Origin of the sequence: Aeromonas jandaei, from assembly GCF_037890695.1 — a bacterium.
In the GTDB taxonomy this organism is placed as follows: domain Bacteria; phylum Pseudomonadota; class Gammaproteobacteria; order Enterobacterales; family Aeromonadaceae; genus Aeromonas; species Aeromonas jandaei.
In genome coordinates, this window is the sequence record NZ_CP149571.1 from 3,059,867 (window position 1) to 3,076,589 (window position 16,723).

Consider the following 16,723-nt stretch of genomic DNA (forward strand, 5'->3'; position numbering starts at 1 on the left):
GCAAGTCGCCCTTTCTTTTTGTCTGCTGCAAATTGTTTGACCCTGCCAGTTGGTTGTGACAGCCTCTTTCTCGCCTTTAACAAGCGTGGAAGCAGACAATAATGAACGATCACTCCCAGGCCATGACGGCCAAATATCGTCAGGACTATCAGGCACCGCTCTACTGGATCGACACCATCGACCTCGATTTCCAGCTGCAGGAGCCACAGACCCGGGTCACTGCCATTACCCGCATCCGCCGCAACGGCGAGCACAATGCGCCGCTGGTACTGGATGGTGAGCAGCTGACGCTAGAGAGCATCGCCATCGATGGCATCCCCTGCGAACACTACGAGCAGGGCGAAAGCTCCCTGACCATCTTCAATCTGCCCGCCGAGTGCGTGCTGACCATCGTGACCCTGCTGGATCCGGCCGCCAACACCGCGCTGGAAGGGCTCTACAAATCGGGTGATGCCTACTGTACCCAGTGTGAAGCGGAGGGCTTTCGCCGCATTACCTACTATCTGGATCGCCCCGACATTCTGGCCCGCTACAGCACCCGCATCACCGCTGACAAAGCCAAATATCCCTTCCTGCTCTCCAACGGCAACAAGGTAGATAGCGGCGATCTGGGCGACGGCCGCCATTTCGTGCAGTGGCAGGATCCGTTCCCCAAGCCCAGCTACCTGTTTGCCCTGGTGGCCGGTGATTTCGACGTGGAGCGTAACCATTACGTCACCAAAAGCGGTCGCAAGGTGGCTCTCGAGATCTTCGTCGACAAAGGCAATCTGGATCGCGCCGGTTTCGCCATGGAGAGCCTCATCAACTCCATGCGCTGGGACGAGCAGCGCTTTGGTCTCGAGTATGATCTCGACATCTACATGATCGTGGCGGTCGACTTCTTCAACATGGGCGCCATGGAGAACAAGGGGCTGAATATCTTCAACTCCCGTTTCGTACTGGCCAACCCGGCGACCGCCACCGACAACGACTACAACGATATCGAACGGGTGATCGGTCACGAATATTTCCATAACTGGACCGGCAATCGCGTTACCTGCCGTGACTGGTTCCAGCTCAGCCTGAAAGAGGGGCTGACGGTGTTCCGGGATCAGGAGTTCTCCTCCGATCTGGGCTCTCGTGGTGTCAACCGCATCGACAACGTGCGCACCATGCGCGGGCCGCAGTTTGCCGAAGACGCGGGCCCCATGGCGCACCCCATCCGTCCGGATGTGGTGATCGAGATGAACAACTTCTACACCCTGACCGTCTATGAGAAAGGGTCGGAAGTGATCCGCATGATGCATACCCTGCTGGGTGAGACCGCCTTCCAGGCGGGTATGCGCCTCTACTTCGAGCGTCATGATGGCTCGGCGGCCACCTGCGATGATTTCGTGCAGGCGATGGAGGATGCCTCCGGGGTCGATCTCGGCCGTTTCCGCCGCTGGTACAGCCAGTCCGGCACCCCGGAACTCACCGTGACCGACGAGTACGATGCCGCGAGCGGTGTTTACCGTCTGCATGTGAGCCAGCACACCCCGCCGACTCAGGATCAACCGCAAAAGCTGCCGCTGCACATTCCACTCGATATCGAACTCTATGACGAGCAGGGTGCCGTTATTGCGCTGCAGTATCAGGGCAAGGCCATCGGCAACGTGCTCGACGTGCTGGAAGCAGAGCAGACCTTCGTGTTCGATCAGGTGCCGGTCAAGCCGGTTCCCTCCCTGCTGCGGGACTTCTCCGCACCGGTCAAGCTGCACTTTGATTACAGCGATGAGGCGCTGGCCTTCCTGATGCGCCATGCCCGCAACGAATTTGCCCGCTGGGATGCGGCGCAGATGCTGATCAACAAGGCGGTTATCGACGGGGTGGCTAGGGTGCAACACGGACAGGGGGTTGAGCTCTCCCAAACCCTGCTGGCAGCCTTTATCGCCATTCTGGAAGATGCCGAACTCGATCCGGCGCTCAAGGCGGAGATCCTGACCCTGCCGGGTGAAGCGACCCTGGCCGAACTGTTCGAGGTGGCGGATATTGATGCCATCCATCAGGTGCGCAACGAGATAACCACCTCGCTGGCGCAAGCCTTTGGCGCCCAGTTGCTGGTGACCTACGAGAGCCTTCATCTGCCGGGTTATCAGGTGGTGCATGCCGACATGGCCAAACGCGCGCTCAAGAGCGTGGTGCTCGGCTATCTGGCGGCCCTCGATGCTGGCAGTGCCGACCTGCTGGTGCGCCAGCAATATGCCGCCGCCGACAACATGACCGACACTCTGGCTGCGTTGCAGGTAGCAAACAGCTATCTGTTGCCGTGCCGCTCCGAGCTGCTTGCCGATTTCGAAGGCAAGTGGGCCAGGGATGGTCTGGTGCTGGATAACTGGCTGCGTCTGGTGGGTAGCAAGCCGGCGGAAGATGTGCTGAGCGAGGTGCAGCAGGCGATGGCTCACCCTACCTTCAGTATTCGCAACCCGAACCGTCTGCGTGCGCTGGTCGGCAGCTTTGCCATGAACAACCAGGTGCAGTTCCACGCCATCGATGGTCGCGGCTATCGCTTCCTGACCGATCTGCTGATCGAGCTCAACGAGGTCAACCCGCAGGTCGCTTCCCGCCTCATCACCCCGCTTATCCAGTTCAAGCGACTCGATGAGGGGCGCAAGGTACTGATCCGTGCTGAGCTGACCCGCCTGGCCAACCTCGAGGGGTTGGCGCGGGATCTGTTCGAAAAAGTGAGCAAGGCGCTGCAGCAGTAACATCGGCGGGGCAGGGGAGTGTCATCCTTTGCCCCGTTATTTGATCCTCTCTGCTTGCCAGCGGGGTAAACAGGGCATTTATCGGGAGTAAACGTGAAGCAATTTACCTTTCGGCTGTCGCTGAGCAGTGACGAGGTGATGTTGATGTATCAGGGGCACGCCAGACGGCTGGTAGTGCGCAGTGAACAGGGGCTGACCATCGAGCTTGGCATCGAGAAAATCCGGCCTTTTGTCGCTATCAGCGGGGTACATGGCTATTTTCGCCTCAAAACGCAGGACGATTATCGCTTTATCAGCCTCGAACGCATAAGTTAACAAAAAACGAACAGTTTACCGACTGATTATCTGATTATGCTCACTATCTATCCGGAAAAGTGGCACAAAGGCAGTGGGAATTTCTGTTTTTTTGCCTGTTGGCAAAATATCTCACAGTTTAAGCCGTGATCCGCACCTTGTTTTTAACAGTCCGTTAGCATCTTCTCTCGCCTTCCTTGATCCAAGCCATTACACTTCGCAACAACTCTGCACCAGCGGGTAACCAGGGTGGTTGCCTCTGCGTCGGTGGTTAATGTCGTCCGATAAGGAATATAAAAATGGCATTGAAAGACGCCCCTACCTCAGTTCTGCTCGAAAACGTTCTCGGCCTGATCCATCAAAAACTGCCCAAGAAGAGTGCCTCTCTGGTCGAATGCTTCGTGGCCAAGTTTTACGGCAACATGGCGAGCTCCGACATGCATGATCGCAACGACAGCGATCTCTACGGCGCGGCGCTTAGCCTCTGGAATGCCCTCAATCAGCGTAGAGGCACCGAACCCTATATCCGGGTCTACAACCCCGAGCTGACCCGCCATGGCTGGCAGTCCCCCCACACTATCGTCGAGGTGATCCTGCAGGATTCACCCTTCCTGGTGGACTCCATCCGGATGGCGCTCAAGCGTCTCAATATCACCGCCCACATGATGCTGCACCAGCCGCTGCACCTGATCCGCGGCGAAGAAGGTAAGATCAGCGCCATTCTGGATCTCGACAATACCGACGGGCAGACATCGGTCGAGACCGCCTTCCTCATCGAAATCGATCACCTTACCAGCGAAGTGCAGATGGAAGCGCTGGCTGCCGAGCTCAAATCCGTGGCTGGCGAAGTTGCGCTGGCGGTCGGCGATTGGCAGCCGATGCTGGCCAAGCTCAATGAAATCATCGACGAGCTGCCCAAGCGCAACCATCCGGTGAGCCAGGAGGAGGTCCACTCCTGCATCGCGTTTCTCAAATGGGTAGCTGCCCATAACTTCACCCTGATGGGCTATCGCCGCTACGACGTCAAGGCGGTGGAGGGGGATCACGAGATCCTGCCGCAGGCCAGTTCCAGCCTCGGACTGATGAAGAACTCCATCAAGGATGAGGGGCAGCGTCTTGGCAATATGCCGGCCAGCGCCCGTCACGCAGCGCTGAGTCAGGATCTGCTGATCCTCACCAAATCCAACAGCAAATCCCGGGTTCATCGCCCGGCTTATGTGGATTACATCGGCATCAAGCGCTTCGACGAGCATGGCAAGGTGGTGGGGGAAGATCGCTTTATCGGTCTGTATGCCTCCTCCATCTACAACACCAGTGCAACCCAGATCCCGCTCATCAGCCACCGTCTCGAGCGCATCATGGCCTCCTCCGGCCATGAGAAGGGCTCCCACGCCTACAAGGCGCTGCTGAACGTGCTGGAAACCTATCCCCGTGACGAGCTGATCCAGGCCCGCGAAGAGGAGCTGCTGGCTACCGGTCTGGGTGTGCTGGAGATGCAGGAGCGGGACATGCTGCGCCTGTTTGTGCGCCGCGATGTCTATGGTCGCTTCTTCTCCTGCATGGTTTATGTCACCAAGGAGCGCTACAACACCGCGCTGCGGATCAAGACCCAGCAGATCCTGCAACAATATTTCGGCAGCAGCGAAGAGGTGGAGTTCAACGTCTACTTCACCGAGGGCGTGCTGGCACGGACTCACTACATAGTGCGGGTTAACAACAACAACGTGGATGTGGATGTGAACGAAGTACAGAACAACCTGATTGAAGCGGCCCGCAGCTGGGACGACAGACTCGACTCCGTGCTGCTCTCCCACTATGGCGAAGCGCGCGGCAACGAACTGCGTCGTCGTTTCAGCACCGCCTTCCCCCGCGCTTACAAGGAAGATGTGCTGCCGGGCTCTGCCGTGGCCGACATCATGGCGCTGGACAACCTGAGCGAAGCCGAGCCACTTGGCATGTTGTTCTACCGCGCTCAGGAAGAGGAGAACGATCGCCGGGTACGCCTCAAGCTGTTCCACCGCACCGAACCTATCCACCTCTCCGATGTGTTGCCGATGCTGGAGAACATGGGGCTGCGCGTCATCGGCGAGACCCCCTATCAGGTGCGCACTCCGGCGGGCGAGCTATTCTGGATCCTCGACTTCTCCATGCTGTTGCACAGCGATCAGCCGTTCGATCTGGAGCAGAGCCAGCAGCGCTTCCAGGAAGCCTTCGCGGCCATCTGGAACAAGCAGCTGGAAGATGATGGCTTCAACCGGTTGGTACTGGGGGCGGGTCTCACTGGCCGTCAGGTCTCGGTGCTGCGCGCCTATGCCAAATACATGCGCCAGACCGGCGTCTCCTTCAGCCAGTCCTATATCGAAGAGACCCTGACCCGCTATCCCGATATCGCCGGCCTGCTGTTTGGGCTGTTCGAGCAGCGTCTCAATCCGGCCATGCCCCGCAATGCGGAAACCGGGGCCAGACTGCACGAAGAGCTCGCCGCCAAGCTGGATCAGGTGGCCAACCTCGATGACGATCGTATCATTCGCCGCTACGTGGAGATGATCGACGCTACCCTGCGCACCAACTACTACCAGCTGGACAAGGCGGGCAACATCAAGCCCTACATCTCCTTCAAGCTGGCGCCGTCCAGCATCACCGACATGCCGCTGCCGCTGCCGAAATTCGAGATCTTTGTTTACTCACCGCGGGTGGAAGGGGTACACCTGCGCTGGGGCAAGGTAGCCCGTGGTGGCCTGCGCTGGTCCGATCGCAAAGAAGACTTCCGCACTGAAGTGCTGGGTCTGGTCAAAGCCCAGCAGGTGAAGAACACCGTCATCGTGCCGGTGGGGGCCAAGGGTGGCTTCTACTGCAAGCAGATGCCGGCGGGAGCGCCCCGCGCCGTGATCCAAGAAGAGGGCAAGGCCTGCTATCGCCTGTTTATCCGCGGTCTGCTCGATGTGACCGACAACATCATCGCCGGCGAGGTGATCCCGCCCAAGGATGTGGTGCGTCACGACGAGGATGACTACTACCTGGTGGTGGCCGCCGACAAGGGGACGGCTACCTTCTCCGATATCGCCAACGAAATCAGCCTGGAGTATGGTCACTGGCTGGGTGACGCGTTCGCCTCCGGCGGTTCGGTCGGTTATGACCACAAGAAGATGGGCATCACCGCCCGCGGCGCCTGGGAGTCGGTCAAGCGCCACTTCCGTGAGCTGGGTATCAACTGCCAGACCACTGATTTTACCTGCGTCGGGATCGGCGACATGGCGGGCGACGTGTTTGGTAACGGTATGCTGCTCTCCGAGCACACCCGACTGGTGGGCGCCTTCAACCACATGCACATCTTCGTCGACCCCAACCCGGATTCGGCAAAGAGCTTTGTCGAGCGCAAGCGCCTGTTCGAGCTGCCAACATCGACCTGGGATGACTACGACAAGAGCCTGATCTCGGCAGGGGGCGGCATCTTCCTGCGCTCGGCCAAGTCCATCAAGCTCACTCCCGAGATGCAGACCCTGCTCGGTACCGACAAGGCCAGCATGGCGCCGAACGAGCTGATCAAAGCGCTGCTTTGCCTGAATGTCGACCTGCTGTGGAACGGCGGTATCGGCACCTACGTGAAGAGTGCCCGCGAGAGTGACGCCGAGGTAGGTGATCGCAGCAACGATGCTCTGCGGGTCAATGGTCGCGATCTGCGTGCCCGCATCGTGGGTGAGGGCGGCAACCTCGGCTTTACCCAGCTTGGCCGGGTGGAGTACGCCAGTCAGGGCGGTCGCATCAATACCGATTTTACCGACAACGTGGGCGGCGTGGACTGCTCCGATAACGAGGTGAACATCAAGATCCTGCTGAACCAGTTGGTGGCAGCCGGGGATATGACCCTCAAGCAGCGTAACCAGATGCTCTTTGATATGACCGACGATGTGGCGCAGATTGTCATCACCAACGCCTATCGCCAGTCCCAGTCCATCTCGGTCACCAGCTTCCGTGGTAGTGAGCAGCTCAAAGAGCAGCAGCGCTTTATTCAGGGGCTGGAGCGGGAAGGCAAGCTCGACCGTGCGCTGGAGTTCCTGCCATCCGATGAGGAACTCTCCGAGCGGATGGCGGCAGGGCAGGGGTTGACCCGACCCGAGCTGGCGGTGCTGGTGGCGTACGGCAAGATGGTTCTGAAAGAGCAGCTCAACTGCCCGGAAGTGACCGACGAGCCGTTCTTGGCCAACATGCTGGTCACCAGCTTCCCGCCCAAACTGCAGCAGCAGTTCGGTGCGGCACTGGCCCAGCATCCGCTGCGGGGCGAGATTATTGCGACCCGGGTCGCCAACATGCTGGTCAACGACATGGGGCTCAACTTCGCCAGCCGGATGAAGGACGAGACCGGAGCCTCGGTCGCCGAAGTGGCCTGCTGCTTTGCCATGGCCCGCGAGGTGTTTGGCATGAACCGGCTGTGGCGCGACATCGAAGGGTGCGACAACCTGGTGGGGGCAGAGACCCAGCTCGAGCTTATGTTCTACAGCCGCCGCATTGTGCGCCGCGCCACCCGCTGGTTCCTGCGTGCCCGCAACCGCAGCTGGAGCATCAGCGAGAACATCGCCTTCTTCCGTCCGGCCTTCGAAACCCTAAGCCAGCACCTCTATGAGGTCATGGATGAGAGCGAAGTAGCCGAGCACAAGCTGGCAGTGCAGAAGCTGGTGGAGAAACAGGTGCCGGAGGTCATCGCCCGTCAGGTCGCCCATATGAGCAGCCTCTTCTCGACTCTGGATCTGGCCCAGATTGCCGCGGAGCACAAGACCGACATTCTGCGCGCCGCCAATGTCTACTACCGCCTTGGCGCCAAGCTGGATCTGCACTGGTTCCTCGACCAGATCAACCATCAGCCGGTGGGCAACCACTGGCAGGCGATGGCGCGGGCCTCCTTCCGCGAAGATCTGGACTGGCAGCAGCGCAGTCTCACTTCCGTGGTACTGGAAGGGTGCAAAGATCAGGGAGAATGCGCTACCATACTGGCCGACTGGATTTCGGAGCATGAACAACTCTTGTCCCGTTGGACCCATATGTTGGCCGACTTCAAGACCACCAGCACTCACGAGTTCGCCAAGTTCTCGGTGGCCTTGCGAGAGTTGAACCTGCTCCAGTTGAATTGCCGATCACTGTAATTGCCTGAAAGCATAACAGCGGCATAACACCCAAAGCCCCGGCCAGTTGCCGGGGCTTTCTTTAAGGAGCAAAGATGTTGTACCCCATCGCCAGGCATTTCCTGTTCAAACTCAATCCGGAACAGGCTCACGATCTCTCCATGAAATATTTGCCCCGCCTTCTTGGTACGCCACTCGATTGTTTCTTCCGCCAGAATTTGCCGAAACGCCCCGTCACTGTCATGGGGCTTTCTTTTGCCAATCCGGTGGGGTTGGCGGCCGGTCTGGATAAAGATGGGGAGTGTATTGATGCATTGGGGGCCATGGGATTTGGCTTTATCGAGGTAGGTACCGTTACCCCCAGACCGCAAAGCGGCAATGACAAACCGCGCCTGTTCCGGGTTATTCCGGCTGAGGGGATCATCAACCGGATGGGATTCAACAACAAGGGGGTTGACCATCTGGTCGCGCGGGTCAAAGAGGCCAAATATCAGGGGGTAATTGGCATCAATATCGGCAAAAACAAAGATACCCCCATCGAGCAGGGCAAGGATGATTACCTCTTCTGCATGGACAAGGTGTATGACCATGCCGGTTATATCGCCGTCAATATCTCATCCCCCAACACCCCGGGTTTGCGTTCACTGCAATATGGCGAGGCGCTCGATGAATTGCTCGCCGCGCTGAAAACCCGCCAGCAGGAACTGGCCGCCCAATATAAAAAATATGTGCCGCTGGCGGTAAAAATTGCGCCGGATTTGAGCTTCGAGGAAATAGATCAGGTTGCCGCTTCGCTGGTTCGTAATGGTATCGATGGGGTCATCGCCACCAATACCACCCTAGAGCGCGAGATGATTTACGACATGCCTCATGCCGGTGAAGCAGGTGGCCTGAGTGGTCGTCCGCTGCAGCACAAGAGTACCGAGGTGATCCGTCATCTGGCCAAAGCGCTTGATGGGGCTCTGCCAATTATCGGGGTTGGTGGTATTGATAGTGCCATGGCGGCGCGGGAGAAATTGGCTGCCGGAGCCAGTCTGGTACAAATTTATAGCGGTTTTATTTATAAAGGACCGGGTCTGGTCAAAGAGATTGTGACCAATATTTAAGAAATAGTTCGGGAGCCCTTTATTTGACGTTGCTGATTTCCTGCATATGGAATAAAGTCAACTGGTAATTATCAAGTAAGGGCTCCCGCATGCTTATCCAACCGACCGATAGCTGGCAATGGCACTATGATGCCCAGAATGACCGTCTGATGTTGGACCTGTCTGATAACATGCTATTTGCCACCGAATATAAAGGGCGGCAATTGGTACCCAGTTCATTTACCACCCAGCCTTTTTGTGTCGATGATGCGGCACTCTATTATCAATTGATGGATAAAGCGGCAGAACTGGCGTGGAGTATTCCTCATCAGGTTCAGTTGGTACTTAATGCCATCGCAGTGAGCCGTTTTTATAAACCCCTGATGCCACAAAGCTGGTTTTTTGGTGAACAGCACCCGGTTATATCGCCACAAAATGGCGATCTGGTCTGGATGAATACGCCCCACGGCAGAGGGGAATTTATGGTCATTGAAGCGGGTGATCAGGCCAGTGTCTGCATGAACCTGACCCAGGATTTTGTACTGACAACCAGCAAAACCTTGTCCCGTTTTGGCGTTATCAAGGTGATGAATAATCGGATGACCCCTCGTATTGTCCTGACCGAGCAATATCGTCAGGTCAGCTGATGGCAGCCCTTTCGGGCTGCGTTATTTCATGGTCATTATTCATGTTTTGTAAGGTCTAACAAGCCGATATCCATTATTGCTTGGCGATCTTCCGTCCAAGTTAGTCAAAAATTATCACTCAAAGCGATCCATATGGGCGAAGTTGTCAGACTCCAGGACCCATCCTTCATGGCCTTTCTTGTCTCGTATTTTCACCCACCAATGGGTTTTTGGCCCTGAGCCATATTCAATCTCGGTACGAGTGTGGTCGTAGTCCAGGGTGTAGGTCTTTCCCTGGTACCAAAACAATCCTGCACCTTCACCTACCCAGCCAATGATCTCAAGCTGTTCACCCGCATGCATCGGTAGTAGCGGGCCTTCGTTTTTGTCGTTGTAACCCAGGGTGATTGGTTTCAATATATTAATGCGCCCGGTCTTTTCGGTAATGACCACGCCAGTCAGCCCTTGCACTTGCTGGCCACGTGGTACCTTGAATAACACTTTGGCTGCAGGAGAGGGCGATGCCCTGGCTATGATCTCCTGCTTGGTGAGCCACGTTTGGTAGGTACATCCTTCAAACGGGCAACGGCCCCAGTCGTAATAAGGGAGTTCCAGCCTGGGGGTTGCGCTTGCACCTGCCACATAGAGTGATATCAACAACAGCAATCGTCTCATAACGTGTGATCCCATCATGTTGGAAAGGCAAAAACCATCCAATTATGCAGCACAATAGACTCTGGCCGAGCGGGGGGTATACAAACCAAAGGTTAAACCTCGGTATATAGAGTCCCAAAAGCTGACGCTGGTCTCGACCCGAACGATATTTTCAACACCATGGCAAATGGATGCCGCATCAATGGTGTCGTTTAATCCAATATCGATATCGGTAAAGAAAAAATGACTAGTGATCTCTTTCGACTCAACCCCACGTCCTTTACCAAAAGAAAACACTTGTGTTGCATTGACATCAACCGCTTGCGTGGCACAGCCAGAATTGAAGGCGGCAAGAACGATAATAATGACAACTTTGTTTTTTAAAATCATGGCAACCTGTCAGGCATCGGGGCGATAGGGAATTTGAGTAGGTGAGGTTTCATACCATTTATAGTGACCATGTGGCCACCCAAGACTGACATGGATATTGTAAGCAATTGTATCGTAAACTTTTACGAACTCTTTGCGAGTTTAGGAGCTGTAAATCTACTGGGTCGATTTCCGTAGTGATTGGAATCTCGAAGATTGATTTTGCGTTCCATATGCGTCTCATTTTGGGGCGCTGTAAAGCTACCACGTTGTAGTTTGAAGCAAGTATGACCCAACTTCCTTTTGTAGACAGTTGCAAATTGATTACATGTCCATGGACGTTGAGATTGAACATTTTGGAAGTAATGTTGGCGGGAAATAAAAAGTGGCGGGAGGTACCGCCACTTTGCATCTGATCCTGTATTGAGCCTGCTTTAAACCTTGAAGAAGCGGATCCCCTCGTCGAGCTGTTTGATGATCTCGGTCAGCTGGGAGGCATCGTGGTTGACGCTCTCGGCGGCCGAGACGTTTTCCAGCGACATCTGGGTGATCTCCTCGACCGATTGGGCGATCAGCTGGCTGGCCGCCGCCTGTTCATGCAGCATGGAGCTGATCTCCTGAATAAGGCCCACCACCTTGCGGGAGCTCTGATCGACCTGCGCCATGGTGTGGCTGGAGTTGTCGGTAGTCTCGCGTACCGTGCCCATGCTGTCGGAGCAGGCGTTCATTCCCTTGACCGCGCCGGTTGCACCCTGCTGGATTGACTGGAGCATCTCGTTGATCTCCTGGGTGGCCTGCGTGGTGCGGGCTGCCAGAGTACGCACCTCATCGGCAACGACCGCAAAGCCGCGGCCCATGTCGCCAGCCCGGGCGGCCTCGATAGCCGCGTTGAGCGCCAGCAGGTTGGTCTGATCGGCGACCCCCTGGATCATCACCGAGATCTGGCTGATGCGAGTGATGTCATCAAACAATCCCTGCACCTGCTTGGCGGAATCGTTGACCGCATTGGTAACGCGCACCACCTCCTGTGACGCCCGCTTGACCTGCTCCTCACCGGCGTGAGCGATTTCACCGGACTCCATTACCACGCTGTTGGCCTGATTGGCAAAGGAGGAGAGCTGGGAGACCGAGGTAGTCAGCTCTTCAACCGATGCCGCTGTGTTGGCGGTCGCCAGCGATTGCTGCTGGGAGCTGGTATTGACTTGCTGCGCTGCGGCAACCAGCTGGGAGGAGCTGGCGCTGAGCCCTTCGGCGGCATGCTGCATGGTGGATACGATGTTGCGCAAGCTACGGCGGGCGTTACCCATGGAGATCTGCATCTGAGTGATCTCGTCTTGCCCGTCACGATTATCACTGCCAGTGAGATAACCGGCGGCCAATTGTTTCAATTCGTCCATGATGTTGCCAAGCGGCAGGTTGATGCTCTGACTAAGCAGCCAGCCAAGCACTACCGAGAGGGCGACTGATATTGTGATGATGGTGTAGGTTGCAGTGGAGATATCGGCAACGATCACATCGCTATCGTCATAGGCTTGTTTAGCCAGCCCCTGATTGATATCCACCAGCTTGCTGAGCAGGTCATCAGCGACCTGAAAGGTCGCCGCCGCTTCACCCTTCATCAATTTGACCGCGGTGTCGTTATCATTGGCATAGCTGGCTACCATCGCCTTTTTGGCTGCTTCTTTGTAGAGGGGCCAGGCGCGATCAAAATCGGCCAGCGCCACTTTTTCCGGCTCGGTCAGCTCGGTCGCGCGATATTTGTTGAGCAGCTCGTTCATCTTCTGCTCGTAGCCATCCATTTTACTGGCGATGGCATCCATACCCGGTTTGGTCGGCTCAATCACATAATCAAACAGCGATCGGTTGTGATAAATAGCCTGCATATTGGCGTTGGATAGATCCTTTATCGGGATCAGCATGTTGAGATACATGTCATTCAACATGTCGTTGACGGTCGAGGTATTTTGTTTGCCGTAAAATCCCACCCCGATCAGGATCAGGTTGACTAGCAAAAAGGCGAGCATCAGTCGCATTTTTATCGATACAAGACGGATCAGATTTATCATATAGAGCCTCATGCTGATGTATTTGCATTCCATGCCGAAATTACACGACACCTTAAATTTAAGTTATTTTCCCAATCAGGGTTGGTCTGCCGGATAAATAGCGTTTTTTGCCTGCCATTCGCCGAACCAGTGTGCAATCTGTTCAACCGGCAGCGGGCGACTGATGTAATAGCCCTGGGCTAAATCACACCCCAGCAAGGCCAGCTGATCCCAATCCTCTTCGCTCTCAACTCCCTCAGCGACGGTTTTGAGCCCCAGTTTTTGGCTCATCACAATGGCGGAGGTGAGGATGGCCAGCTTCTTGGGGCTGGTATGGGCATCGTGGACAAACTCCTTGTCTATCTTGATTTCGGTAAACGGGCAGCGGGACAGCTGTTTCATCGAGGAGTAGCCGGTGCCGTAATCGTCCATTGCCACACCGAAGCCACGCAGTCGCAGGCGGGCGAGGGTACCGAGCGACACGGCGAGGTTGGACATGAAGGTGGTCTCGGTGACTTCGATGATAATCGCCTGACAGGGCAGGCGATGGCCCTGCACGACCTCTACCATGGTTTCCACCAGCTTGTCGGTCGTCAGCAGTGAGACCGGCAGGTTGATGGAGCAACTGAGCTGGCCGGCCTGCAGGGTGAGCTTGTTGAGTGCCTCGCAGGTGGCTTGCAGAAAGGCGTAGAAAAAATCGAGCGCCAGCGGCCCCTCTTCCAGATGATGAACGAAACAGACCGGAGGCAGGGTGCCATGTTCTGGGTGATGCCAGCGCACCAGCGCCTCAAAGCCATAGAGGCTGGCATCGTTCATGTTGATCTTGGGCTGCAAAAAGGGAACCAGCTGGCCTTGCTCCAGAGCATGGCGGACATCGTCGCTGGTGAAGGTGAGCTGCATCCATTTGTTGTTTTCCCGATGAACCCGCGGATCGCAGTGCTGCAACATGTTGCGCAGATCCTGGGTTCTGAGCGGTTTGGCCAGTACGCCGATCACCTCCAGCGTGCCGGCATCGGCGATGGAGTGGATAACATCCAGTACATCCCGATCCACGGCGCTCATCACGGCGACAAACATCTGATAGCCGGTGTGCTTCTCCAGTTGACTGATGAGCTCGACCCCATCCATTCCCGGCATGTTGAGATCGGTCAGCAGCAGATCGACATGCTCCAGTTGCTGCAGCTTGTTGAGGGCATCCTGACCATCGCTGGCGAGATGGATCTGGCCAAAGCCAAGATCTTGCAGCAGACAGGTCACCTCATACTGCTGGGTACGGGAGTCATCGACCACCAGGGCATTGCGGCCCTGCCATTGTTCTAGGGACATGGTGGTTCCTCTCAATCGGGACGGCCAAGCGTCTGGGTTATCTGGGCAAGGGACATCACTTCATCGATCCCGCCGTGGGCAATTGCCTCCTTGGGCATGCCAAAGACCACGCAACTCGCCTCATCCTGCGCGATGGTGCGAGCTCCGGTGTCATGTAGTTCACGCATACCGCGGGCGCCATCATCCCCCATGCCGGTCATGATGACGCCAAGGGCGTTATGACCGGCACTAACCGCTACCGAGCGAAACAGCACATCGACCGAGGGACAGTGACGAGAGACGGGGGGACCCTCTTTCACCTCAGCCAGATATTGGGTGCCGCTGCGCTGGATCAGCAGATGTTTGCCACCGGGTGCGATCAGCGCTACGCCGGGCAGCAGGCGATCGCCGGTGGCCGCCTCTTTGACTTCGATCTTCGAAAGGCCGTTCAAGCGCTCCGCAAACGAGGCGGTAAAGCGCCCCGGCATATGCTGCACGATGGCAAGCCCCGGGCAGGTGACCGGCAGTCTGGTCAGCAGATATTCAAGGGCCTGGGTGCCGCCGGTGGAGGTGCCAAGGGCGATGATCCGGTCGGTAGTGCGAAATTTGACCCGCTCCGGCGGGGGCGAGAGCATGGCATCGGCGGTGCGCTTGGGAGGGGGAGTAAAGCCGGGTTGCTGGTGGTCTGGCAGCAGGTTGCGCAGCTTGGCGTTGACGGCGGTACGGATCTCCTGGATCAGCTCGTTGGCCGATTGCTGCAGGAAGTTTTTAATGCCGACAGCGGGCTTGGTGATGATGGAGATGGCGCCGGCAGCCATGGCATCCAGGGTAATGGTGGCCCCCTCTTCGGTCAGGGAAGAGCAGATGATGACCGGCGTCGGGCGCTCGCTCATGATCTTGCGCAGAAAGGTGAGGCCATCCATGCGGGGCATCTCGATATCGAGAATGATCACATCCGGCCAACACTTCTTCATCTGCTGCATGGCGAAGATGGGATCGAATGCCGCCCCAATTATTTCGATATCGGTAGCCTTGCCCAGCATCTGGGTCAGCACTTCCCGCACCAGTGCCGAGTCGTCCACGATCAATACCCGTATGGTCATGTTTCATCCTTGAAAAGCTGAGGTTGGCAGCGATAGCGCGAAGGGGCCTCCTGCACCAGTGGCAGATCCTGCTGACGGATGATCTCCGAATGGCCGACCAGCAGATAACCACCGGGCCTGAGCAGCTCACACAATTGGGAGAGCACCTGGCCTTTGGTCTCTTCGTTGAAGTAGATAAGCACATTGCGCAGAAAGATGACGTCGAACTCCCGCTCGATAAAGTTGCCGCAGGTGAGCAGGTTGAGGTTGGAGAATGACACTTTTCTGGCCAGCTCGGGTCTCACCCGCACCTTGCCCGCATATTCGTCGTGACCGCGTTGGAAATAGCGCATCCAGAGGTGGGGCGGGACATGCTGGGCCCGCTCCACGGCATAGATGGCACGCTGGGCAAAGGGGATCACCCGGGTATTGATGTCGGTGCCGTAGATCCGCCAGCGCTCGTTGATGCCGAGCTGTTCGGCCAGCACCATGGCGGCGGAGTAGGCCTCCTCACCGGTGGAGCAGGCGGCAGACCAGACCCGCAGTGGTTGATGGCGGCTAGCGTGCAGTTGTTCGGCATGGTGCTTCAGCCAGCTGAAGTGCTGTGCCTCGCGGAAAAAATAGGTTTCGTTGGTAGAGAGCAGATTGATGGCGAGCTGCCGCTCCTGCACATTCTGTGGCTGGTTGATCCGCTCCCAGTAGCCGTAGTAGCTGGTAAGATTGAGCGCCCGCAGCCGCTTGGCCAGGCGGGATTGCACCAGCGCCCGCTTGCAGGGGGCGAGATCGATGCCGGCGGCGGTGAAGATAAAGCGCCGGAACAGTTCGAACTCTTTTTGGGTTAGCACCGGCCCCTGATCCGGGGAGGTGAGGGATGCCGCCACTAATAGCCCCCTTGCTCGCTGTTGAAGAGCTGGCTGGTAGTGGTCTCGGCCATGGCGCTCAGCTCGGCGATGGAGAGCGCTTTGTGCATGTCGAGCAGAATGGCGAACTGCTGGGCGATGGTGACCACCCCCTGAATGAAGTCGCCACGAATATGGGCGCCAAAGGTCGGGGCCGGCTCTATGGTGTCGGTGGCAATCTCCAGCACCTCGCAGACGGAGTCGAGCAGCATGCCGATCTCCTGCTCTTCACCATTGCTGTTGGGCAGTGAAAGGATTGCGACACAGGTGGTGGGCTGGATTGGGGTCTGCCCCCGGCCAAAGCGGATCGAGAGGTCGATGACCGGCACCACGGCGCCCCGCAGGTTGATGATCCCCCTGACAAAGCGCGGCATCATGGGCACCGGCGTCATCCCCTCGAACTCGATGATCTCGCGGATGCAGCCGATATCGACCCCGTAGAGCTCCCCTCCCAGCATGAAGGTCACGCAGTGGAAGTGGGAGGTGACAGTATCAGGGGCATGTGTTGTGCGCATTGGGCT

At 57.1% G+C, this 16,723-nt stretch carries 12 protein-coding genes; 5 read left to right on the plus strand and 7 right to left on the minus strand.

What is annotated here, in order from left to right:
* Window positions 1–101: 101 nt before the first annotated feature.
* The 5 genes from pepN (at window position 102) to WE862_RS14475 (ending at window position 9,869) form a co-directional block, all read left to right on the plus strand.
* Window positions 102–2,726, plus strand: a complete 2,625-nt coding sequence (gene pepN, locus WE862_RS14455; RefSeq protein ID WP_042031004.1) for an aminopeptidase N — start codon at window positions 102–104, stop codon at window positions 2,724–2,726.
* Window positions 2,727–2,819: 93 nt separating this feature from the next.
* The gene (locus WE862_RS14460) at window positions 2,820–3,041 is read left to right on the plus strand and encodes a DUF2835 domain-containing protein (protein WP_042031003.1); all 222 of its coding nucleotides are present in this window, start codon (window positions 2,820–2,822) and stop codon (window positions 3,039–3,041) included.
* A 278-nt stretch (window positions 3,042–3,319) separates the two neighbouring features.
* Window positions 3,320–8,158: an NAD-glutamate dehydrogenase gene (locus WE862_RS14465; protein WP_042031002.1), complete on the plus strand. Its 4,839-nt coding sequence runs from the start codon at window positions 3,320–3,322 to the stop codon at window positions 8,156–8,158.
* 74 nt (window positions 8,159–8,232) lie between these two features.
* Complete coding sequence (pyrD, locus tag WE862_RS14470; RefSeq protein WP_033113539.1) at window positions 8,233–9,243, plus strand: quinone-dependent dihydroorotate dehydrogenase; 1,011 nt, start codon at window positions 8,233–8,235, stop codon at window positions 9,241–9,243.
* An 89-nt stretch (window positions 9,244–9,332) separates the two neighbouring features.
* On the plus strand, window positions 9,333–9,869 hold the full coding sequence (locus WE862_RS14475; RefSeq protein ID WP_041207787.1) for a cell division protein ZapC: 537 nt from the start codon (window positions 9,333–9,335) through the stop codon (window positions 9,867–9,869).
* Window positions 9,870–9,983: 114 nt separating this feature from the next.
* Here the strand turns inward: WE862_RS14475 and WE862_RS14480 are convergent, their stop codons facing one another.
* The 7 genes from WE862_RS14480 to WE862_RS14510 form a co-directional block, all read right to left on the minus strand.
* The gene (locus WE862_RS14480) at window positions 9,984–10,523 is read right to left on the minus strand and encodes a hypothetical protein (RefSeq protein ID WP_042031001.1); all 540 of its coding nucleotides are present in this window, start codon (window positions 10,521–10,523) and stop codon (window positions 9,984–9,986) included.
* A gap of 42 nt (window positions 10,524–10,565) precedes the next feature.
* Window positions 10,566–10,892, minus strand: coding sequence for a Bor/Iss family lipoprotein (locus WE862_RS14485; RefSeq protein ID WP_042031000.1), 327 nt, complete (start codon window positions 10,890–10,892; stop codon window positions 10,566–10,568).
* 413 nt (window positions 10,893–11,305) lie between these two features.
* Complete coding sequence (locus WE862_RS14490) at window positions 11,306–12,937, minus strand: methyl-accepting chemotaxis protein (RefSeq protein WP_042031065.1); 1,632 nt, start codon at window positions 12,935–12,937, stop codon at window positions 11,306–11,308.
* Between the two features lie 75 nt (window positions 12,938–13,012).
* Window positions 13,013–14,242: an EAL domain-containing response regulator gene (locus WE862_RS14495; RefSeq protein WP_042030999.1), complete on the minus strand. Its 1,230-nt coding sequence runs from the start codon at window positions 14,240–14,242 to the stop codon at window positions 13,013–13,015.
* Window positions 14,243–14,253: 11 nt separating this feature from the next.
* A complete protein-coding gene (locus WE862_RS14500; RefSeq protein WP_042030998.1) occupies window positions 14,254–15,324 on the minus strand; it encodes a protein-glutamate methylesterase/protein-glutamine glutaminase in 1,071 nt (356 codons plus the stop codon).
* Window positions 15,321–16,184, minus strand: a complete 864-nt coding sequence (locus WE862_RS14505; protein ID WP_052448107.1) for a CheR family methyltransferase — start codon at window positions 16,182–16,184, stop codon at window positions 15,321–15,323. The genes WE862_RS14500 and WE862_RS14505 overlap by 4 nt, the downstream gene beginning before the upstream one ends.
* On the minus strand, window positions 16,184–16,717 hold the full coding sequence (locus tag WE862_RS14510; protein WP_042030997.1) for a chemotaxis protein CheW: 534 nt from the start codon (window positions 16,715–16,717) through the stop codon (window positions 16,184–16,186). The genes WE862_RS14505 and WE862_RS14510 overlap by 1 nt, the downstream gene beginning before the upstream one ends.
* Between the last annotated feature and the right edge of the window lie 6 nt (window positions 16,718–16,723).